General features: G+C 39.0%; 21 protein-coding genes. 17 read left to right on the top strand and 4 right to left on the bottom strand.

Going from position 1 to position 21,570, the window contains the following annotated elements:
* The first annotated feature begins 1 nt into the window (after nucleotide 1).
* The 3 genes from MHH37_RS19735 to MHH37_RS19725 all read left to right on the top strand — a co-directional run bounded on the left by MHH37_RS19735 (nucleotide 2) and on the right by MHH37_RS19725 (nucleotide 2,719).
* The gene (locus tag MHH37_RS19735; RefSeq protein WP_342574356.1) at nucleotides 2–1,582 is read left to right on the top strand and encodes an amidohydrolase; all 1,581 of its coding nucleotides are present in this window, start codon (nucleotides 2–4) and stop codon (nucleotides 1,580–1,582) included.
* 75 nt (nucleotides 1,583–1,657) lie between these two features.
* A complete protein-coding gene (locus MHH37_RS19730; protein ID WP_008405879.1) occupies nucleotides 1,658–2,164 on the top strand; it encodes a DNA-deoxyinosine glycosylase in 507 nt (168 codons plus the stop codon).
* Nucleotides 2,165–2,248: 84 nt separating this feature from the next.
* On the top strand, nucleotides 2,249–2,719 hold the full coding sequence (locus MHH37_RS19725) for a DinB family protein (RefSeq protein WP_065216118.1): 471 nt from the start codon (nucleotides 2,249–2,251) through the stop codon (nucleotides 2,717–2,719).
* Nucleotides 2,720–2,792: 73 nt separating this feature from the next.
* Here the strand turns inward: MHH37_RS19725 and MHH37_RS19720 are convergent, their stop codons facing one another.
* A complete protein-coding gene (locus MHH37_RS19720) occupies nucleotides 2,793–3,563 on the bottom strand; it encodes a TSUP family transporter (RefSeq protein ID WP_339263335.1) in 771 nt (256 codons plus the stop codon).
* A gap of 132 nt (nucleotides 3,564–3,695) precedes the next feature.
* On the opposite strand from MHH37_RS19720, the gene MHH37_RS19715 reads away from it, so the two are divergent.
* From MHH37_RS19715 to MHH37_RS19685, 7 genes are all read left to right on the top strand, one after another.
* Nucleotides 3,696–4,415, top strand: coding sequence for a YjjG family noncanonical pyrimidine nucleotidase (locus MHH37_RS19715; RefSeq protein WP_340735831.1), 720 nt, complete (start codon nucleotides 3,696–3,698; stop codon nucleotides 4,413–4,415).
* Between the two features lie 58 nt (nucleotides 4,416–4,473).
* Nucleotides 4,474–5,142, top strand: a complete 669-nt coding sequence (locus tag MHH37_RS19710; protein WP_342574355.1) for a nuclease-related domain-containing protein — start codon at nucleotides 4,474–4,476, stop codon at nucleotides 5,140–5,142.
* A 128-nt stretch (nucleotides 5,143–5,270) separates the two neighbouring features.
* Nucleotides 5,271–6,149, top strand: coding sequence for a polysaccharide deacetylase family protein (locus MHH37_RS19705; protein WP_342574354.1), 879 nt, complete (start codon nucleotides 5,271–5,273; stop codon nucleotides 6,147–6,149).
* 101 nt (nucleotides 6,150–6,250) lie between these two features.
* Nucleotides 6,251–7,087 carry a putative RNA methyltransferase gene (locus MHH37_RS19700; RefSeq protein ID WP_339263331.1) on the top strand — a complete coding sequence of 279 codons (837 nt, stop codon included), beginning with the start codon at nucleotides 6,251–6,253 and terminating at the stop codon, nucleotides 7,085–7,087.
* A gap of 6 nt (nucleotides 7,088–7,093) precedes the next feature.
* Complete coding sequence (locus MHH37_RS19695; protein WP_342574351.1) at nucleotides 7,094–7,981, top strand: NAD-dependent epimerase/dehydratase family protein; 888 nt, start codon at nucleotides 7,094–7,096, stop codon at nucleotides 7,979–7,981.
* 66 nt (nucleotides 7,982–8,047) lie between these two features.
* Nucleotides 8,048–8,650 (top strand): lysophospholipid acyltransferase family protein, encoded by a 603-nt coding sequence (locus tag MHH37_RS19690; RefSeq protein ID WP_008405867.1) that lies wholly within the window; start codon nucleotides 8,048–8,050, stop codon nucleotides 8,648–8,650.
* A gap of 54 nt (nucleotides 8,651–8,704) precedes the next feature.
* Entirely contained in the window at nucleotides 8,705–9,163 is a 459-nt protein-coding gene (locus tag MHH37_RS19685) for a low molecular weight protein-tyrosine-phosphatase (protein WP_342574349.1), read from the top strand.
* Between the two features lie 53 nt (nucleotides 9,164–9,216).
* Here MHH37_RS19685 and MHH37_RS19680 read toward each other — a convergent pair whose 3' ends face one another.
* Both MHH37_RS19680 and MHH37_RS19675 read right to left on the bottom strand, forming a co-directional pair.
* Nucleotides 9,217–10,587 carry a hypothetical protein gene (locus MHH37_RS19680; RefSeq protein WP_342574347.1) on the bottom strand — a complete coding sequence of 457 codons (1,371 nt, stop codon included), beginning with the start codon at nucleotides 10,585–10,587 and terminating at the stop codon, nucleotides 9,217–9,219.
* Complete coding sequence (locus tag MHH37_RS19675) at nucleotides 10,580–11,098, bottom strand: sigma-70 family RNA polymerase sigma factor (RefSeq protein WP_342574346.1); 519 nt, start codon at nucleotides 11,096–11,098, stop codon at nucleotides 10,580–10,582. The genes MHH37_RS19680 and MHH37_RS19675 overlap by 8 nt, the downstream gene beginning before the upstream one ends.
* Before the next feature lie 171 nt (nucleotides 11,099–11,269).
* Here MHH37_RS19675 and MHH37_RS19670 point away from each other — a divergent pair, with 171 nt between their 5' ends.
* The 7 genes from MHH37_RS19670 to MHH37_RS19640 all read left to right on the top strand — a co-directional run bounded on the left by MHH37_RS19670 (nucleotide 11,270) and on the right by MHH37_RS19640 (nucleotide 18,891).
* Complete coding sequence (locus MHH37_RS19670) at nucleotides 11,270–12,133, top strand: neutral zinc metallopeptidase (protein ID WP_342574345.1); 864 nt, start codon at nucleotides 11,270–11,272, stop codon at nucleotides 12,131–12,133.
* Nucleotides 12,134–12,291: 158 nt separating this feature from the next.
* Nucleotides 12,292–13,011, top strand: coding sequence for a YebC/PmpR family DNA-binding transcriptional regulator (locus tag MHH37_RS19665; protein WP_008405861.1), 720 nt, complete (start codon nucleotides 12,292–12,294; stop codon nucleotides 13,009–13,011).
* A gap of 199 nt (nucleotides 13,012–13,210) precedes the next feature.
* Nucleotides 13,211–14,959, top strand: a complete 1,749-nt coding sequence (locus MHH37_RS19660) for a methyl-accepting chemotaxis protein (protein WP_342574343.1) — start codon at nucleotides 13,211–13,213, stop codon at nucleotides 14,957–14,959.
* Nucleotides 14,960–15,131: 172 nt separating this feature from the next.
* Nucleotides 15,132–16,829: a M3 family oligoendopeptidase gene (locus MHH37_RS19655; protein WP_155889486.1), complete on the top strand. Its 1,698-nt coding sequence runs from the start codon at nucleotides 15,132–15,134 to the stop codon at nucleotides 16,827–16,829.
* Nucleotides 16,830–16,977: 148 nt separating this feature from the next.
* On the top strand, nucleotides 16,978–18,066 hold the full coding sequence (locus MHH37_RS19650) for an AI-2E family transporter (RefSeq protein WP_014822503.1): 1,089 nt from the start codon (nucleotides 16,978–16,980) through the stop codon (nucleotides 18,064–18,066).
* Nucleotides 18,067–18,181: 115 nt separating this feature from the next.
* Nucleotides 18,182–18,646, top strand: a complete 465-nt coding sequence (locus tag MHH37_RS19645) for a hypothetical protein (RefSeq protein WP_342574340.1) — start codon at nucleotides 18,182–18,184, stop codon at nucleotides 18,644–18,646.
* Between the two features lie 20 nt (nucleotides 18,647–18,666).
* Entirely contained in the window at nucleotides 18,667–18,891 is a 225-nt protein-coding gene (locus MHH37_RS19640) for a hypothetical protein (protein WP_342574339.1), read from the top strand.
* Between the two features lie 463 nt (nucleotides 18,892–19,354).
* On the opposite strand, the gene MHH37_RS19635 is transcribed toward MHH37_RS19640, so the two are convergent.
* Nucleotides 19,355–21,472, bottom strand: a complete 2,118-nt coding sequence (locus tag MHH37_RS19635; protein ID WP_342574337.1) for an MMPL family transporter — start codon at nucleotides 21,470–21,472, stop codon at nucleotides 19,355–19,357.
* Between the last annotated feature and the right edge of the window lie 98 nt (nucleotides 21,473–21,570).

Genomic DNA, 21,570 nt, shown 5'->3' with positions numbered 1-21,570 from the left:
GATGAGGCAGCTATGGACTAATGGCAAAATATATACGATGGAGCAAGAAGGGGCGACCGTTCAGGCAGTGCTTGTACAAGATGGTAAAATCGTGGAGACAGGGGCTTTCGACGATTTACTAGTATATGCAGATGATGTTATCGACTTGCAGGGCGCAGTTATGTACCCCGGCTTTGTAGATAGTCATCTCCATATGATTGGACACGGTGAAAAGTTGATGCGTCTTGATTTGACAGTAGCAACAAGTGGGGAAGAGCTTGTACAACTGGTTAAAAATGCGGCAAGCCAACTACAGGATGGGCAGTGGCTCATTGGGGACGGATGGAATGAAAATCAATTTACAGATGGCCGTATTCCAACGAAAGAGGAATTGGATGCAGTAACAAAAAACCCTCTATTCCTTAATCGTGTGTGCCACCATGTTGCTTTAGTGAATTCAACCACACTTCATTTAGCAGGTATTACAATAGATACTGAAAATCCCGAAGGCGGAAAGATTGGACGCCATGAAAACGGTGAGCTGAACGGATTGTTGTATGAACAGGCAACGAATCTAGTGTCATCACTATTCAAACAAGAGGGAGAAAGCTATATTGAAAGTTTAGCGGAAGTATTGCAGCTGGCCATTGAACATATGCAATCCTATGGTTTAACCGGTGGGCATACAGAAGAGATGGGCTATTACGGCCATTATACGAATCCGCTGACTGCCTATCATAGCGTAATAGGTGAACGAAAGCATTTCCGTGTCAATTTATTGCGTCATCATACGGTATTTGAGGAAATGGTAACGGACAATGCGCAATTTGATGAGCCATTCATCGAGGCCGGTGCGATGAAAATTTTTGCGGATGGTTCATTAGGTGGCTCTACGGCTGCATTATTGGCGCCATATGCAAATGATGAACATAATAAAGGGATGCTCATTCATACGGATGAACAAATGGAAGCACTCATACAATTAGCACGAAAGTATAATGAAGCCGTAGCCATTCATATAATCGGTGATAGCGCAATGGAACAGGTGCTTCAATATTTAGAGAAATATCCTGTAGCTGACGGGAAGCGCGATCGCCTGATTCATTGCTGCATCGTTTCGGAAGAACATCTTGCCCGAATGAAGAAGCTGTCGATTATATTGGATTTGCAGCCGGCCTTTGTTACATCGGATTATCCATGGGTAACAGAGAAGCTTGGTGAAAATCGCCCTGGTCATCATTATGCGTGGAAAACGTTTATAGAAGAAGGTTTAATATGTGCGGCAGGTACTGATGCACCGATTGAAGCGATGAGTCCATTTGAAACAATATATGCGGCAGTGGAGCGAAAGAAACCGAAAGATACACATGAAGGCTATAATCCTGAACAAAAGCTTACCCGTTATGAGGCAGTGAAAATGTACACCGTTGGCAGTGCCGAAGCAATTTCTAAAGAAGACGAACGCGGATATATCCGACAAGGGTATGATGCCGATTTTACAATACTCGATACGGATTTAATGAACTGCAGCGCTGAAGAAATTTTACAGGCCAATGCATTATTGACCGTTGTTGATGGATCAATTGTATATAAAAAAGAATAATAGAGTGAAAGAACCGCATACTTATATGTGGTTCTTTTATCATTAAAATAACAGTAAAGAATGGTGGGAGTTGTGATGGAGCTAATCCAAAATATATTACCTCCGATTGTGGATGGGAAAACAAAAGTGCTTATTCTTGGCTCAATGCCAGGAAAGCAGTCACTGGAAAAACAGCAATACTACGGCAACCAACGGAATCATTTTTGGCCAATTATAGGAAAGCTTCTAGCAATCGATATTCCGGAAGACTATAACGAAAGAATCGCACTTCTTCGTAAACATTGTATCGGGCTATGGGATTCCATCGAAAGCTGTGAACGTGAAGGAAGTCTTGATGCAACAATAAAAAATGAAATACCGAATAACTTTTCGGAGCTGTTTAAAAAATACCCGCAAATACAGCTTGTCCTATTTAATGGCGGGAAAAGCTTTGATGTTTTTAAAAGACATATTGGGCTCCAAGTATTGGATGGACGGGCATATAAAAAAATGCCATCTACAAGCCCGATTCCAGGGAAGAATATTAAAACCTTTGATGAAAAAGTTGAAATATGGAGCATCTTACTGGATTATATACCTTGATTAAAAATCTGAAATGTTGATTTATAGCGCAATCCGTTCTTATTCGGTATGATAAAAATAAATCGTTGTAAAGGGGAATTGTTAATGTATCGTGTAGCAGAAGATTTTGTAAAAGATTGGGCAATCTCATCAAAAGGAGCATTGAAAGTAATGCAAGCCATTCCAGATGACAAAATGCATATCGCCATCGTAAATGATCACAATTCATTAGGATGGTTATCATGGCATCTAGTAAGTGTAGCAGGCGCATTCGGCCATTTTGCAGGATTGCAGATTCCGGGTCCAGGCCCTGATATGCAACAGCCGGCGACAATGACGGAAATTGTGGAGAAGTATGAAATGGTGCGCGAAGCTTATAAAAAAGAAGCGGCAACATTAACAGAGGAGCAGCTTTTAGAAGAGGTACCTGCATTTGGTGGTATGATGAAGCGCGGTGAGCTACTTAGCAAAGTGATCACACACCAAACGCATCATATTGGCCAAATGACAGTATTACTACGCCAAGCAGGTTTACCGGTACCTCCAGTAATGGGACCGACAAAAGAAATGCAATAAGAACTCAGCTCCGATTTTCGGAGCTTTTTTTAAAATAAAAAAAGATGCCCAATAATTGGACATCCGTTACATTCTATTTCATGAAAAAATCATATCCATTTTTCGCAAGTAGCGTAATCGTAACAATAATGAAAAGGACACGCACATAGCCACTTCCGCGTTTAATCGCAAACCGTGAACCGACAATTGCTCCGACAATTTGAGCGGCCCCCATAATCAAGCCATATGTATAATTGATTTGCCCTAAATAGATAAACATTAAAAGTGCCCCGATATTACTCCCGAAATTAAGAAGTTTTGCATTACCGGCTGCCTTTAAAAAATCATAGCCGACCATTAGAAATGCAAAAATCAGGAATGACCCCGTACCAGGACCTAAAAATCCATCATAAAAACCAATCAGTGAAATCACTAGGAAAAATAAAACATACTTTGTTTTTGAAAGAGTTTTAACCGCCGAAATGCTGCCCCAATCTTTTTTGAATATTGTATAGACTGCTACAGCTGCCAGCATGATCAGCATTAATGGTTTCAATAAATTTGGATCAAGTAAATGGACAATCCAAGCCCCAATCATGGAACTAATAAAAACCCATGGGAAATACTTCATTACGGATTTAATATCAAGCTTTCCAGACCGATAAAAAGTAATAGTACTCGTTAATGATCCCATCGTCCCGGCCAGTTTGTTTGTTGCAACAGCTGCAGAGGGACTTAGCCCGGCAAACATTAATGCAGGCAGGGAAATAAGGCCACCGCCTCCCACAACAGAATCGATAAATGCTGCTAAAAAACCAAAACAAATTAAAATAATAACTAGTTGTGGGTCTAACTCAAATCCCATAAAAGAACCCTTCTTTCTTTACATAGAGCAATACTCTCATGCTATCGAAAATTAGGAGTAGTGTAAATAGTTAAAATTGTGATTCGATTATGATAAGCTAATATATTAGTATAATGGAAACGGAGTACACAAATGAAGGAATATCAATTTTTATTATTTGACTTGGATGATACATTATTGGATTTTAAAGCTGCCGAAAAGTTGGCACTGCCGAAGTTATTTGAAGCATATCAGCTTCCATTGACACCCCAGACCGAGGATGTTTACCGAAAAATTAATACGGGCTTATGGCGCTCGCTTGAAGAAGGGCTGATCACTCGTGACATTTTAATGGAAACCCGATTTGGCAAGACATTTGAGCATTTTGGCATTGAAGTGGATGGCAAGGCATTGGACGCTGAGTACCGAGGCTATTTAGCGGAAAGTAAAGTGTTTGTTGAAGGCGCATTGGAGCTGATTCATACATTGGAACCTGAGTATGAACTGTATATCACATCAAATGGGTTGGCCGAGACACAAATGAAACGCCTCCAAGTGACAGGCTTGGCACCTTATTTTAAGCAAGTTTTCGTTTCGGAAAATACAGGCTATCAAAAGCCGATGAAGCCATTTTTTGATTATGTTTTTGAACGAATTCCAAATTTCGACCCGAACAAGGCGATGATCATTGGTGATTCCTACAGTGCTGATATTATCGGTGGCGCAAATGCCGGAATCGATACATGCTGGCTTAATCCGTTTAATGCGGTACCATCAACAATTCGGCCAACTTATGAAATACAAAAGCTGGATCAGCTTTTGCCGATTATAAACAGTCATAAAGCCAACTCTCAACAGCCTATAGAAATTTAGTAATGGCACTAGTGTTATCTAAAATGAACTGCGATGACGCAGACAAGGAGTGAACGCAATGACCTTATTTTTATTGGTCGTTCTAATTGCGATTATTGGTTACTTTATTTTTAAATTATATTCTCATGACAATACAACATTTTATCAATTGACCGGCTATACCTATTTTGATGTGCTTATGAATAAGAGTGTCCGAATATCCTATCAGCTAGTAAAGGAATTGGAGCATGTTCAAGGTATAAAAAAAGTAATGGTGAATCTCCAACTTCCTGTTCATAATGAAGTACAAACAATTGATGCACTTTTACTTCATGAATCAGGGATCTATGTAGTAAATGTGAAAGATAAATCAGGCTGGATTAATGGACGGGAGCAGGGTATTGAATGGATTGAGCTATTACATAAAAATAAAAAACAAGTATTTAATAACCCGATCCATGAAACAAAACGTTTAACTCATGTATTAAAAGACCAGCTGCCTGAAGTAGACGGTACATTTTTTGAAACGCTCGTAGTTTTTACGAATGGTTGCTCATTTCAGCAGATTGAAGTTCAATCTTCAAATGTAGAAGTGCTAAAAATGGCGGAATTAAAAAAATGGGCAAAAACACTTGAAGGAAAACGATTATCAGAAACAGAGATTGAAAATGTGTACACAGCATTAGAAGCCTTTATGCACGGGAAAAATACGACATTACATTCAAAAACCGACACACCGACAAAGTAAACAGAGCGAAGTAGTTTTTTCTACTTTGCTATTTTTATGGGAAAAATTTATAAAAAAATCCAATATTTTATTAACTTTTTGCTCTCTTCATACGTCTAATAAATAGAAGAGGAAAGGAGGGTAGTAGAATGGGCAAAAAAATAACAGTGCTCAGCATATTATGTGGAATATTAATAGTTGTCGGATATCGCCTATGGATCGATACACCGTCAACTTACGCAAGTAATAAAGCGGTTTCGATGAATGCTGCTTATTATGAGCCATCCGCTTCCAAAGGTTATATAAACGAGCCAACCGGCAGCTTAAATAAAATGATGCCGTTTTATATGAATGCCGGAGGGGCACCGGGCAGAAATTGTACAACATACATAAAGGTTGAAAATATATTGGATAATAAGCAGGCCGATGATGTACAAGAAAATGAACAACAACAACCTCCAGAACAACAGGCCGTTCATAAAAAAATTGCACTTACGTTCGATGACGGTCCACATAAAAATGTGACCGATCAAATTTTAATGACACTGCAAAAGTATGAAGTGAAGGCAACATTTTTTGTGCTCGGTCAAAACGTTGTAAAATATCCTGATGTCGTGAAAAAAGCGGATGCTTTCGGTCATGAAATTGCCAATCATACGTGGAGCCACAAAAACTTGACGAAGCTAAACGCACAACAAATGCGAGCAGAAATCGACCGAGCAAACGAGGCAATTTGTGATGCAACAGGAAAGACGCCTACGATGTATCGACCGCCGTTTGGAGCAATAGATGAAAAAGTAAGGGAATCGATCGATGATATAAAGCCGGTTCTGTGGAATATTGATACACTTGATTGGCAGCATAAAACACCGAAAAAGACATTGGCAAATTTAAAATCACAAGCAAAGGACAATGGGATTATTTTAATGCATGATATTCATCAGCAATCAGCAGATGCATTAGAGGAAGTTATATTGTATTTGAAAGAAGAAGGCTATGAATTTGTGACAACGAGCCAACTATTATAGATTGAAAAGTATTTGAAGGGAGTAGTGACCACTATTTCCTTTTTTTATTTGAATGAGTTTATGGTACGATACTAGCGAACACATATGAAGGAGGATCCATAATGGGTCTATTATCAAAACGAGCGTTAAGTATTCAGCAATTTCAATTCAATAGCCAACTTTTTGCCTGTCCTATTTGCCAACAGGGAATAGAGATAAGCAATGAAGGAAAAATGAGCTGTCTATCGAATCATACATTTGATGTGGCAAAACAAGGCTACGTTTATATGTTAAATCGACCTATCCAATCAATGTATGGAAAAGAATTATTCGAGTCTCGCCATACTGTCATACAAGCAGGAATCTATGATCGGTTACAAGCCGCCATTGCCCGGGAAATCACAGTAGAACAGCCGGTAATTTTAGATACAGGTTGTGGTGAAGGTTCTCATTTACATCGTATTTGCGAACAGCTTGATCGCCCTGTTGGTGTAGGAATTGATATTTCTAAAGAAGGAGTAATCGCAGCGGCAAAGTATAATCCTGAACAGCTATGGTGTGTAGGTGATTTAGCCAATAGTCCATTCAACGAGCAATCTTTTGATGCGATTTTAAATATTTTGTCACCTGCAAATTACGATGAATTTAAACGGCTATTAAAACGGGGCGGTAAAGTGATTAAAGTTGTGCCACAGGAAAATTACTTAAAAGAACTGCGTAAACAGGCGTTTGCAAATTCGGAAAAGGAAAGCTATACAAATGCCGAAACAGTTGAGCGTTTTAAAGCAAGTTTTGCAAATGCAGAAGTAAAAAGAATTACCTATACAGTACCACTTGAAGCACATTTAGTACAAAACCTGCTTGAAATGACACCGATGGGCTGGCATATTAACGATAAAGAAAGTATTCAATTACAGGAAATTACAATTGATTTAGATTTATTAATTGGAATGGAGTGATCGTATATGAAGAAAATCTTAGTATTAGGCGGGACACGATTTTTTGGTCGTAAATTAGTGGAGCTTTTATTGGAGCAAAAGCATGAAGTAACAATTGTCACACGCGGTATGTCGGAAAATCCCTTTGGCGATGCAGTGGAGCATATTAAAGTGGATCGTAAAGATACGGAGGCTTTTGGGAAGGCATTGGAAAATCGTACATTTGATATTGTATATGATAATATTTGCTATTCGCCAAATGAGGCAAAACAGCTATGCGATCTGTTCAATGGTAAAATCGGCAAGCTCGTCTTCACCTCTACATTAGCTGTATATGAGGCTGATGGAAAGCCGCATTCGGAAGAAGATTTTGATCCGACTTCATATGGCATCATCATGGGAGACACGCATGAATTTACGTATGGTGAAGGCAAACGTCTGGCAGAGGCGGTATTTTATAAATATGCGGAGTTCCCTGTAGTCGCGGTCCGTTTCCCGATTGTCATGGGAGAAGATGATTATACGCGCCGTTTGCATTTCCATATTGAGCGCATTATTAATAAGGAACCGATTGGATTTTTAAACATGGATGCGGAAATGTCCTTCATTCAGGCAACAGAAGCCGCTCGATTTTTACAGTGGGCAGGTAATGAAGATGTGGAAGGTCCTATTAATGCGATAGCAAATGGGGTTATTTCGTTAAAAGACCTTATTTCTCTTATTGAAGAAAAGACAGGGGAGCGCGCTAAAATAGCATTACTTGGGACAGAGGAAATCCGTTCACCATATGCCATACCTGCAACATGGTATATGAAAAATGACAAGGCGGAGCAATTAGGATTTTCGTTTAGTCAGCTTGAGGATTGGCTGCCTCCATTAATCGAGCAAATTGCGGGAACGACGGCAAAACAGTAGTGATTGAATGATGGTATTACTTTCAATTAAAATAAAGTGAGATTAACGATAAGGTAGGAATGAAACGTGTATAAATTTATTGCAAGAGTTGTGTATGGAATTTTAGGGGTTAACGGGTCAAAGGCTAAGGTATACGGGAAAGAAAATATACCGAAAGAAGGCGGCTTTGTCGTTGCCTGTACACATAATGGCTATATCGATATTTTGAATCTAGGAATATCTATGCTGCCTAAAGAAGTACATTTTATGGCTAAGAAACAATTATTTGATGTCAAAGGATTAGGTTGGCTTATTACGAGATTGAACGCATTCCCGGTAGATCGCGATAATCCGGGACCAAGTGTTATTAAAATCCCGCGACAGCTTATTAAAGAAGGAAAAGTAGTCGGAATCTTCCCGAGTGGAACGAGAAGTTCGGAAAACTCGGAACTAAAAGCCGGCGCAGTGACAATTGCCCAGTTGGCGAAGACTGAAATTTTGCCGGCTGCATATATCGGTCCGAAAAATGCAAAAGGTGTATTCAAACGCCAAAAAGGCTATTTAATTTACGGGAAGCCATTTACAGTTGGGGCAGGAAAAGAAGGCCGTGAACAATCTGTTCAATTTTTGGAAGATGAGCTGAACCGATTGACAGCACATTTGAAGGAAATGCACCCGGAAGTAAAATAACAGGAGCTGCGCGGAATCTTTCGTGCGGCTTCTTTGATTAGGAGTGGAAAAGAGATGAAGCAAGTACTATTCGTATGTTTGGGCAATATTTGCCGTTCTCCGATGGCGGAAGCTGTTATGCGTGATTTAATCGCTAAACGTGGTTTGACGGATAAAATTACAGTCGACTCAGCCGGCACGAGCAATTACCATATTGGAGAACCGCCACATAAAGGAACGACGGCAAAATTACAGGAATACGGAATTATGACAACCGGTATGCTTGCAAGACAGTTATGCACTTCCGATTTAGACAGCTTTGACTATATTGTCTGTATGGATGAAAGCAACGTGAAAAATACAATCGAAATGCTGCGTGCTGAAGCTGATGCAAAAGTGTTCCGCTTCCTTGATTTGACGACACATAAAAAAGATGTTCCGGATCCTTGGTATACAGGGGATTTCCAGGAAACGTACGATCTATGTGTAGAAGGCTGCGAGGCATTGTTAGAGCGGATATTACAGGATATATAATAATGAGGAAAGCGGATTTGATTGTATGTAATCAAACCCGCTTTTTCATCTTCCTACGGTAAAGAAACTTCAATTACTTTTGTTTCCTTCTCCTGTAACTGTTGCCATTTTAAAATTGTTTCCGATTCGTAATCTGAAATATTCGCTACTTCGGCTTGAATCGTCGTATCATTTATCCAATCATAATGTGTGATGGGATAAAGGTGACTGTCAAAATAAAATGGCTGTGAGGTCGGTATTACCATTTGCATCGTTTCAATATTAAGGATGAGTAACATTGTTCGAGACAGGACATTTCCTGCATAATTTTCGTCTCGTGTAATCGAAAAAATTATTCTTTCTAAATTCGGTGAGAGTTTGAAGCTATCAATCGTTCCTGCAGATGTTGCACCAAAATTTAATTCTCCATTGGAGCGTTTTGCAAATGCCATCTCGCAATTGAGTTCATCGCAATTATATCGGAATACACCAATTTCGGTTTCATTATATTTACTTAATCTTAACGGTTCATATGTCATTTCAAATTGTGCAGCGTTAGATTTATAGAAAGTGAGTGAATCTAAAAATGTCAGCTTTGTTAATGGCAAAATCTCGGTTTGCTTTGTCTCAATATTTTTAAATGAAACCATTTCCTCTGTAGTTTGTGTTGGAGGCTCGTTAATGGAAGCGAGCACCGAAGTTATCTCATTCCCATCATTCATAATATATTGTTCCGCAATGAGTCCGTCCCCATAATCATAATAAAAGTGATTTTTCCCACCCTCAACATCTTCGGTAATTTGAATTATATTATCATAGTTTTTGTAAGGTGTTTGAAAATTTACTGGATAAGTTACAGTTTTATTTTCAAATATTTCGCCATTAGCTATCGGCGGTTGTAAAATAGTATGAATAGGTTCTAATTGATTCAACTGTGCTAAGGTAAATGATTTTCTTTCGACTTCAATCATTTCTTCATACACGAGCTCTATCGCATCTTGTTTTATGCGATAAACTTTTTGCATTACTGCACCACCATTATCTTCTTGTACTTCAACATAATCATAGAAAAGCCATGTCGTTGTTTCTTTAAATGATGCATATTCGTTGCCTGTTCCTAAAAAGTAAGCGACATCCCCGTCTTGTTTAAAATAATTTCGTAATGGTAAGTTTGGTTTTTCTCCGATTTCTCCATTACTTGAATCATTTTCTTCGCTTGAAGGTAGGAATGCTTGATTGAAATCATTTGTTGACCAAGGCTTCATGACGAAAATTGTAAGTGCTGCTAGTGCGAAAAAAGCTGTAAATGCTACATAGTATAAACGATTAGATTTTTTTGTTTGCGGCTTTTGCCGTTTTTGCTCGTTTACTTTTGATATAATTCGTTCCGCCCTTCTAGACGTGGAACCCATATTTTTATTTAGCTGCCGTTTAATTTCATTCATTTGAAAGCACCTCCCATTCATCTTCAGCAAGCGATTCTTTTAAGAGCTGTCTTGCCCTACGCATTCTTGTTTTGACAGTATTATCAGATATGCCTAATAAAGCGGCTACTTCCAAAACAGACAATTCATCATAATAGTAATGAATAATTACTTCCCTTAAAGAAATAGGCAATTTTAAAATCGCCTCCGCAATATCCAATCGCTCCGCCTGTTGAAGGGCTTTTTGCGGATCTGTTTTTGTCTGAAAGAAACGGTTTGTTAATTGCTGCTTACGATAAGCCCAGCTTTTCAAATAGTCTTTACATTTATTTATAACAATTCGTATAAGGTAGGTTTTGAGAGAGGCGCGTTCTTCAAACTGTTCGAACTTTACGTAATAAGATAAAAACGCATCTTGAACAATATCTTCCGCAACTTGCCAATCTTTGACGTATAAATAAGCGATGCGCAATAAATAATCACTGTGAATTTGCATCGATTCCTGAAATGCCTGTTCATCGGAAAGCATCATAAAAATGCACTCCTTTCTCTTTAATTATCTATTAGACGAAGCAAAGGGTAGGTACGTTTTAGTTGAAGGCATAATTAATAAAAATGTTATATTATACTGTCTGTTATAAGAAGCACTGTTAAGGGTAATTATATGGCAAAGTATGTAAAGATTCATATGGAGGGGAACACTATGGATGTAAAAGGAAGACGGAAAAGCAGTAATGTGGAGGACCGCCGTGGGATGAGTGCCGGGAAAATCGGTGGAGGTCTTGGCGGAGTGGGGATTATTATTGCTATTATTTTCACATTGCTCAATGGCGGAGATGCAGGAGATGTTGTTTCGGAAGTTTCAAAAAACATAACGCAAAATGGCGCAACGTCGGAAAACTATGAACCGACCGCTGAAGAAGAGGAACTGGCGGAATTTGTTTCTGTAGTACTTGCGGATACAGAGGATATATGGCAAAAGTTGTTTGCTGACAATGGATTAACTTACGAAAATCCGACGCTTGTATTGTTTACGGATAGTGTAAGCTCCGGATGCGGGATGCAAAGTGCTGCGGTCGGGCCATTTTATTGTCCGGCAGATTATAAGCTGTATATTGATTTAAGTTTTTATAAAGAATTAAAAAACCGGTTTGATGCACCGGGTGATTTTGCAATGGCTTATGTAGTCGCGCACGAAGTCGGGCACCATGTCCAAACATTATTGGGCACTTCCGAACAGGTACATGCGTTAAACGGAAAAGTATCACAAGCCAATTACAATGAAGCTGTGAAACGTCTGGAACTTCAGGCTGACTATTACTCGGGTGTATGGGCACATCATGTCCAAGACAAGGGCTATTTGGAAGAAGGCGATTTTGAGGAGGCATTAACGGCAGCAAATGCCATTGGCGATGATACACTACAGATGGAAGCGCAAGGATATGTCGTACCGGAAAGCTTTACACATGGTACAAGCGAGCAACGGATGCGCTGGTTCAAAAAAGGATATAATGCCGGGACACTTCAAGGCGGCGATACATTTAGCTTAGAGGCATCACAATTATAAACGAAACCTATAGCATGCCAAATGGTGCTATAGGTTTTTACATTTTTTTATGCAGAGTAATTTAAAATTATTTCAAGTTTATGTATAATAAATAAGTTAAATATATTTTTTCGTTTTTAAATAACGTTACTAATAGAGTATGAAAGAGAGTGAATAAAATGGGTCGTAAATGGAATAACATTAAAGATAAAAAGGCTGGGAAAGACGCAGCAAATAGTCGTATTTATGCTAAATTCGGTCGTGAAATTTATGTAGCAGCAAAATCAGGTGAACCAAATCCGGAATCAAACCGTGCACTGAAAACGGTTTTGGAACGTGCAAAAACGTATTCTGTACCAAAACATATTATTGAAAAAGCAATCGACAAAGCAAAAGGTGGCGGAGATGAGCAATTTGATGAATTACGCTACGAAGGTTTTGGGGTAGCAGGTACAATGGTAATCGTTGATGCATTAACAAACAACGTAAACCGTACAGCTTCTGAAGTACGTGCAGCATTCGGTAAAAATGGCGGTAATATGGGCGTATCTGGTTCAGCGGCGCATATGTTCCAAAATACAGCTGTATTCGGAATTGAAGGTAAATCAGAAGATGAAATTCTTGAAATTTTAATGGAAGCTGATTTAGATATGCGTGACATTATGGATGAAGAAGGCACAATTATCGTATATGTTGAGCCGGAACAGTTCCATGCAACGCAAGAAGCATTTAAAGGAGCGGGCATCGAAGACTTTACTGTAGCAGAGTTAACGATGCTGCCAATGACGGATGTGGCTTTAACTGGTGATGATTTAGTGAAGTTTGAAAAAATGATTGATGCATTGGAAGATTTGGAAGACGTGCAACGCGTTTACCACAATGCTGATTTAGGCGAATAAAAATCTAAGTCCAAAGATGATTCTTTGGGCTTTTTTTCTGTCTTCATTTACTTTTGGAAACTAACGGGAAATGGGTAGTTCTATTTACTTATTGTTCATTAATAATATAAAGGATTCACGAAAAGAAGTTGCATTTAAATAATCTTTAATTCAAAATAAATTAAACAATTAAATATTATACTAGGAGATAGAATAGGCTATGAAAAGAATGGACAAATTAGGTAGTAGAATAATACTGATGATCGGCAGTATTTTCGCCGTTATTTTGCTATTAACCGTCATTATGCTTCAATATAACTCAGCGCGTTCAGTTCAATCATCCGTAAAAGAGCGTACGATTGAAGTAGCTAGCAATATCGTAAAATACATAGATGTACAAAAGTATGAGCAGCTTATTGAAAAACCAAGTGAAAATGCAACATATTGGGAATTACGTGAACAGTTAAATGAATTACGTGAATACAATGGTGTCATGTATGCCTACACCTATTTTGTACCAGAAGAAAATGGGGAGATTTCCTTTTTAGTTGATGGCATGCCGGCAGATGATACTGAAAACGCCGGGAAACTGGGTGACCCATCAGGTTCTACAAAATACGAGCATATTGAGCGCGTTATCGAAGACGGTCAATTTGCATCAGACCTTTTAAGCAGTGATTTCGGTGAATATATTACTGGCATTGTTCCAATTAAAAATGATGCAGGAGAAACGATTGCCTATTTAGGTGTTGATATCGATGCTTCGTATATCAGTTCTTTAACAGAGAATGTAGCAAAAGAGATTGTCCCACTTATAGCGCTCATTTTCATTATTATATTTATCGTAGCTTTAATTGGGATTTATACCTATATCCGTCGGGCATTATCCCCACTACAAACATTAAATAAGGCAGCAGAAAATCTAGCTTCAGGTGATATTGTTGAATCACAGGCTACGTTGGACAAGCTGAGTTTTAAAACGAATAATGAAGTTACAGCGTTTGCTAAAAATTTCCAAAGTTCACTCGTCGAGTTATCTGCAACATTCCAAGTATTAAAGGAACGTACGGATGGGCTGGGAGAAGTAGTCGATTTAATCGAAACATCTACAGAACGTGTGAACACATCAAATGAAAAAATGGTAGAAAATATCGCCACGATTTCACACAGCGGGACATTACAGCAAGTAAGCAATAATGAAGTAAATGCTGCGATGAATGAAATGGCAATCGGCATTCAGAAACTGGCCGATACATTTAATGAGATTGCTGAAGTTTCTTCCGATATGACGAGCCTTGTTGAAGATGGCGCACAAAGTTCCGGAAAGGTAGTTGACCAGATTCAAGGGGTAGAAAAATCGGTAGAAAATACGGCTAAGCTAGTGAGGGAAATGGGGCAAAACTTCCATTCGATTAAAGAAATGGTGACCGTCATTACGAATATTTCGGATCAGACGAATTTACTTGCGCTTAATGCTGCAATTGAAGCGGCGCGTGCCGGGGAAGCCGGAAAAGGTTTTGCCGTTGTAGCAGATGAAGTAAAGAAACTGGCGGAAATGTCCAGATCATCAGCGGAGGAGATTTCAGATCATCTGCAAAACTTCTCGCATATAACGGATCGTTTACTAGTTGAGATTGATCTGACAACTACAGATGTTAAAGAAGGAACGATGGCAGTAGGTGAAATTGGTCAGCGTTTAAACCAAATTTTGAATTCCGTATTGAATGTCAACAACCGAATTCAGGATGATTCAGCAGTTGTCGAGCAAATGTCTGCTGGTGCAGAGCAAATTCTAGCTTCAACTGAGGAGATGAGTCGCTTAGTAAACGATACATCAGACTACGCCAAACATTTGGCACATGCTTCAGATGAACAAACTCTCGTGGTCGATGATCTAACAAAAGCGGTTGAAGAATTGGATAGCCATTCACAACAAGTCGTATTGGAAATGAATAAGTTCAAGATATAAAAACCGGAATAAGCAGCAGAGACCTTTTCTCGGCTGCTTATTTTTATGTCTATTAACCTAAAATAAAGCTGGATAAATATTCTGAAAATAATTGCAATTTTTGCCATAATCATAAATAATAAAAGAGGGAATTTCGAATTCCGAATGAAGTGAACAGATGGGGTGAATGAGTTTGGTAACATTTAAAGACTTTGATTATAAACGTCCGGATCTAGAACAAATGAAAGAACAGACAGCAGCATTATTAGAAGAGTTTAAAGCTGCAACTACAGTAGATGAACAAAGCGAGGTCATCGAAAAATTAAATGCGATTCGCAACACATTTTCTACAATGGCCAATATCGTCTATGTACGTGCATCAATCGATACGAATGATGAATATTACCAAAAAGAGCGCGACTATTTTGATGAAGTAAGTCCAATGGCAGATGAGCTTGTATTTAACTACTATACGGAACTCGTGAAGTCGCCTTTCCGTGCACAACTGGAAGAAAAATGGGGTACGCAACTATTTGCATTAGCTGAAAACTTATTAAAAGGTTTCTCGCCTGCAGTAATCGAGCTTATGCAAAAGGAAAACAGATTAACTTCTGAATACAGCAAGCTAGTTGCTTCTGCTCAGATTGAGTTTGACGGCAAAACATTGACGCTGGCACAGCTGGGACCATATGCAGAATCGACAGAACGTGAAGTACGTAAAGCGGCACGTGAAGCGAGTGCAGATTTCTATGCTTCAAACAAAGAAAAGTTCGATCAGATTTATGATGATTTAGTGAAGCTTCGCCATGAAATTGCGACAAAATTAGGCTTCAAAAACTATGTAGAACTTGGCTATGTCAATATGAACCGTGTTGACTACAATGCAGAGATGGTTGCCAAATTCCGCGAGCAAGTGCGTGAAAGTATCGTACCGCTTGCAACAAAACTGTATGAGCGCCAAGCAGAACGCATCGGTGTGGAAGACTTTAAATTCTATGATGAAGGCTTAACATTCTTAACAGGAAATGCCGTACCTCAAGGTGACCCGCAATGGATTATCGATAACGGTAAAAAAATGTACGAAGAACTATCTAAGGAAACAGGCGAGTTCTTCAACTATATGATCGAGCATGACCTGATGGATTTAGTTGCGAAAAAAGGTAAGGAAAGCGGCGGATACTGTACGTTTATCGAAGACTACGAATCACCGTACATCTTCTCGAACTTTAACGGCACATCCGGAGATATTGATGTACTGACACATGAGGCAGGACATGCATTCCAAGTGTATTCAAGCCGAAATATTGGAATTCCGGAATACTTATGGCCGACATATGAATCAGCAGAAATTCATTCTATGAGTATGGAATTCTTTACATGGCCTTGGATGGAGCTATTCTTCAAGCACCAAACAGATAAGTATAAATTCTCACATTTAAGCAGCGGATTACTATTCTTACCATACGGTGTAGCAGTAGATGAATTCCAGCATGTCGTGTATGAAAATCCACAAATGACACCAGCAGAGCGCAATGCTGCATGGAAAGAAATCGAGGCGAAATATTTACCGCATCGCGATTATGATGGACATGACTACTTGGAATCCGGAGCTTTTTGGCAACGACAAGGTCATATTTATTCAAGCCCATTCTATTATATTGACTACACGTTAGCGCAAATTTGTGCATTCCAGTTTTGGAAACGTTCACGCGAAGACTTTGATGGTGCTTGGAAAGACTATCTGCATTTATGCAGTCTAGGCGGGTCATTTGCTTTCACAAAACTTGTTGAAGAAGCGGGCTTAATCTCGCCATTTGACGAAGGCTGTGTGGAGTCGGTTGTAGGTACAATCGAAGACTATTTAAATTCAATTGACGATAAAAAGCTATAAAAGTTAAGAGGTTTGTTCCGCAAAGACTCCTTTGCGGAAGAAACCTTTTTTATTTTTTGTATTTTATGAACCTTTATGGCATGCTAAAACGTACATAGTTATAGTAAAAATATAAAGTAAAAGAAAGTTTGGGAAAGAGAGTGAGCCGATGACAAGAAAACTGTGGTTCCAAGTTGGCGTAGGTATTTTATTAACATTATTAATTATTAAATACTTTATTGAAATTCATTCGATATTTAATCCGATTATCATCATTTTTACGACAATACTTGTACCGTTATTACTCGGTGGGGTGCTCTATTATATTTCAGAGCCGTTACAGCGTATATTGGAAAAACGGGGAATGCCGAGATGGGGTAGTTTAATAACGATTGTTCTTATAATTGCGGGTTTATTCGCAAGTTTTTTGATTTTGGTTGGTACTCCAATTGCAAACCAAGTAAACAGACTTGTTGAAAATGCACCGACGATCGCTAAGGATATTGAAGAAGCAGCTGATTTTATTTTAGATAATAAGGAAAATATTCCGATGTTACCTCCGCAAGTAGAAGAGTTTATAGCATCTGTAACCAATTCGATACAAGACATTGCTGTCGCAAGTAGTAAATATCTTGTTTCTTTCTTAAGCGGGGCGGTAACCGTCACATTAACATTAGTATTAGCACCATTTTTCTTTATTTTTATGTTGAAAGACCATGAAAAATTCGCTCCTCAGATTTATGGTATCTTTTCTGGGGAACGCCGCACATGGGTGAAAAAAACATTAGAAGAAATTGATAACGTATTAAGAAGCTATGTACAAGGACAAGTATTGGTCAGCTTTTTACTCGCAATCATGATGTATATTGGCTATTTAATCATTGGTTTGGAATATTCACTATTACTTGCTTTGTTTGCATTTTTCATGAATATGATTCCGTTTATCGGTCCGTGGCTTTCCCTTGTACCGGCAGTGATTGTAGCACTTCTGAATAATCCGTTTGACGTTATTTGGGTGGGTGTTGTAACGCTTGTGGCACAGCAAGTAGAAAGTAACTTAATCACACCAAATGTTATGGGACGATCTTTGGATATTCACCCGTTGACAGTCATTTCAATCGTATTGGCAGCAGGAAATATTGCCGGGTTTATCGGAATTCTGATTGCGATCCCTACGTACTGTGTCATTAAAGTAATCGTTCAAAATATTTATGAAGAACGCAAACAGATTAAAGAGACTGCCAATAAGACGATATAACCTAGTTTATATGGCTAAGTTGCGGAGCATATGTGATAAGCATATGCTTCGCTTTTTAATTTTCGCCGGACACGGTATACTTATTAATTGAAAAGACATTTAAAAGGAGCAGACAATGCTAACATTTGAACAAAAACAAGTAATTATCGAATCATTTCCTCAGTTGACTAAAAAGGAAATTTCATTAAAACGTGTGAATTATCATTTTGAAGGAAGCCTTTACGAAAAATCGATTGTTGTAGAAAAGTTGCATCCAAACGGCAATGGCTTTGTTTTCGTCGGTGACTTATTGAAATATGAAACAGAAGCGGGCGACAACGGGCTAGTCAATATTCGTGACTACAGCGAGGAAGCGTTACGTGAAATAGTGCGCGACTCAATTAACTATTTATCTGAGGAAGAAGAAGAGATTTTACCGATTGTCGAGACGTGGACATCGCGTGAAGGAACAAAACTAGAGCTTGAGTTTAATGATCGTTCTTGGAATATTTATCATCAAGGAAATTTAGAGGAATCTTTCGGTACGCGTGAAGATGCTATCGCTTATTTACGTGAGGAAGGTTTCCGACTTTCAAAATAGATAAGTGAGGGAATTGAAGAATGGCACAACAGAATTCATCGAAAGAAATGTCCGGAAATAAAATGGTCAAGATTATAGTCGGTACAATTTTAGTAGCATCCGTTGTTATTGTCATTGTAATTCAAGCATTTTATATGTTGTGGGAACCTAAAGACCCGAAACAGATCGAGTTAAACAAAAGTGAACATTCAAGCGAAGCATATGCAGTTGTGCTGCCGTTTGAGGAACAACTGTATATAGGCTAGGTTGGTCGCTTTAATTTCTAAAATCCCCTTCATCGTTATAGTGACGAAGGGGATTTTTTAATTTTGGGGAGTGTGGGGTGGATGATTTTCTAATAAACAGGTGGAATTGTCTAATATATTTTAAAAAGTTCTAATAAAAGTCTCATTTTCTAATATACAAGCTCAATGTGCTAATAAGTGTTCGAGATTTTCTAATATAGGGGATGGTAGTGCTAATATCCCGTCAAGTTGTTCCAATATCGGCACGAGAAGTTCTAATAAACGCAAGATTGGTCACCCGGCACCCCCTCTAATTGAAAGGAGAGTCACCCGTTTCACCCGGTTTTCAAATAAAAACTACAGATGTTCTAATAACCTCACTGCATCTTCTAATATCCCCGACAATTGTTCTAATAAAATCCTGATCGAAATAAAAAAGCCGCCCGATCCCTTTACAAAAGGCCGGACGACTATTTATTCAACGTTATCTAGTATTCTTTCTAAACGGCAGCCACCAGTTCCAGTCACCAAACAACTTCATGAAACTTGGGACGAGCATCAGGCGGATGATTGTTGCATCAATGGCAATCGCGATCGCAATACCGACACCGATTTGCTTCACGGGCATGACATCCGTAAATGCGAATGCACCGGTAATAACAATCATAATGAGCGCTGCTGATGTAATAATTTTACTCGTCGAGACAAGTCCATCGACCGTTGCCTTCGTATTTGTTGCCCCTTTTAAATATTCCTCCTGAATACGGGAAATTAAAAAAACTTCATAGTCCATACTTAAGCCGAACACTAAGCAGAAGGTCAACACCGGAATAATCAGTACAATCGTCGTCGCTTCCAAACCGAAATGGCCATACTGGAAAATGTAGACGAGAATTCCGAATGTCGCTCCTAAGCCAAGGATGTTCATTAAGATCGCCTTCAACGGAATTAAAATCGAACGGAACGCAATCATTAAAATAAAGAAGGTTGATACAATGATGATTGCAATGGCGATGAGTACCTTGCTCGAAATCTCATCAAAGATTTCCTGATTGAACTTTGCTTGACCGGATAAGGCGAAATCGACACCTAAGTCCTTTTCACTCCAGTCGCGTACAAAATCCTGTGCTTCGAATGAAGAACCTTCTGTATTTAAATAAGCGACCATATACATTTTATCTTCCTGAATAAAGTTTTCCGCCACTTCCTCCAGTGCACCTGGTGCTTGCGGGTTGCTGTTCGCCATTTCCCACATTTCAACAGAATCGATATTGGCCACAGTAAACATTGACGTTACACGATCAACAAGCGGATCATCCAACAACTGCTGCTGGATATCGAGTATTTTCTCGCGGCCTTCTGTCGTATCCCAAGCACCGGCTTCATCATTTTCTGCCAGAAGGAATACTGGTGTATTATCGCCGAGACCGAATTGTTCATCGAGTGTATCGAACGTTTGGCGTGACTCATAGGATTCCGGCAGTGATTCCGTAGAAGGAATAGTTAACTCGATATCCTTAATCGGCACCATTGCAACACATAGCAAGATGATAGCCACAACGATAATTGTGACAGGACGTTTCATGACAAAGGCGGCGAACTTCTGCCAACGAGAGGCAGTTGGTTTTATACGGAAAACACGGCCTTTATTTAAACGGTCGCCTAAAATCGTCAATGCTGCCGGTAAAAGTGTAATACCTGTTAATACAGCGAGCAACACAACAATTGACCCGCCAAGCGCGATGTTCATGAATATTTCAACATCTATGACAATCATTGCGCCAAGACCGATCATGACACAAAGCGCTGAAAAGATAATTGAGCGACCGGCTGTTTGGATAGCAATTTGAACAGACTGCTCAACCGATTGTGTATTGCGTTCTTCACGGTATCGGTTAATAAGCAGCAATGCAAAATCAATACTTAAGGCTAACCCGAGCATTGGGACAATATTTAACACGAAAATCGATAAGTTCACACTATCTCCTAATAGAGTCAATAGACCAAGTGTGATGACAACCGTAGCACCGCCGACTAATATCGGCAGTAAAGAAGCTACGATCGTACCGAATGCTAACAATAAAACGATTAAGGCGATCGGAAGGCCAATCGTTTCAGCTTTAATTAAATCATTTTGACTCGCAACATTAATATCCTTTGAAATAACCGGTTCTCCTGTAATGGAAATACCGTTAATATCGCCAAGCTTTTCACGCAACTCATCAATAATAGGGAAGTAATCATCCACCGTATTATCGAACTCCAGCATTCCATAGGCATATCCTTCTTTGTTTAAATCTTCAACACCTACAGGAGATGTAATGGATTGAATTTCTTCGATTGTTTCTAAACTTTCAAGTGCTGATGAAATTTCCTCATCCGATTTATTTTCAAACAGTACAAAAATCGTTTTTGCAGGTAAGTTGAATGTATCCGATAGCTCGTTCGTTACATACGAGTGGTCGCCATCGTAGAAAAAACCATCCCCTTGCAGTTTAGAAGGGAGTTGAAGCGCAAAAAATGCAAGAACAATTAAAAGTGCAGACCATAGTAGAACAATCGGTTTTGCGAATTTTGTAATGAATGCTGCAAACTGTTTCATAAATTACCGCCTTTCTTTTTCCATAAATACAGTGTAATGGATTGATAGAAAAAAAGAAAAGAGGGAGGTTTGTCCGAAAAAAATTTCGAAACATACCT

The sequence above is a fragment of the Solibacillus sp. FSL K6-1781 genome (genome assembly GCF_038630735.1).
Classification (GTDB): domain Bacteria; phylum Bacillota; class Bacilli; order Bacillales_A; family Planococcaceae; genus Solibacillus; species Solibacillus silvestris.
Note: the sequence above shows the minus strand (reverse complement) of the source record. Positions and strands in the feature narration are given on the sequence as shown.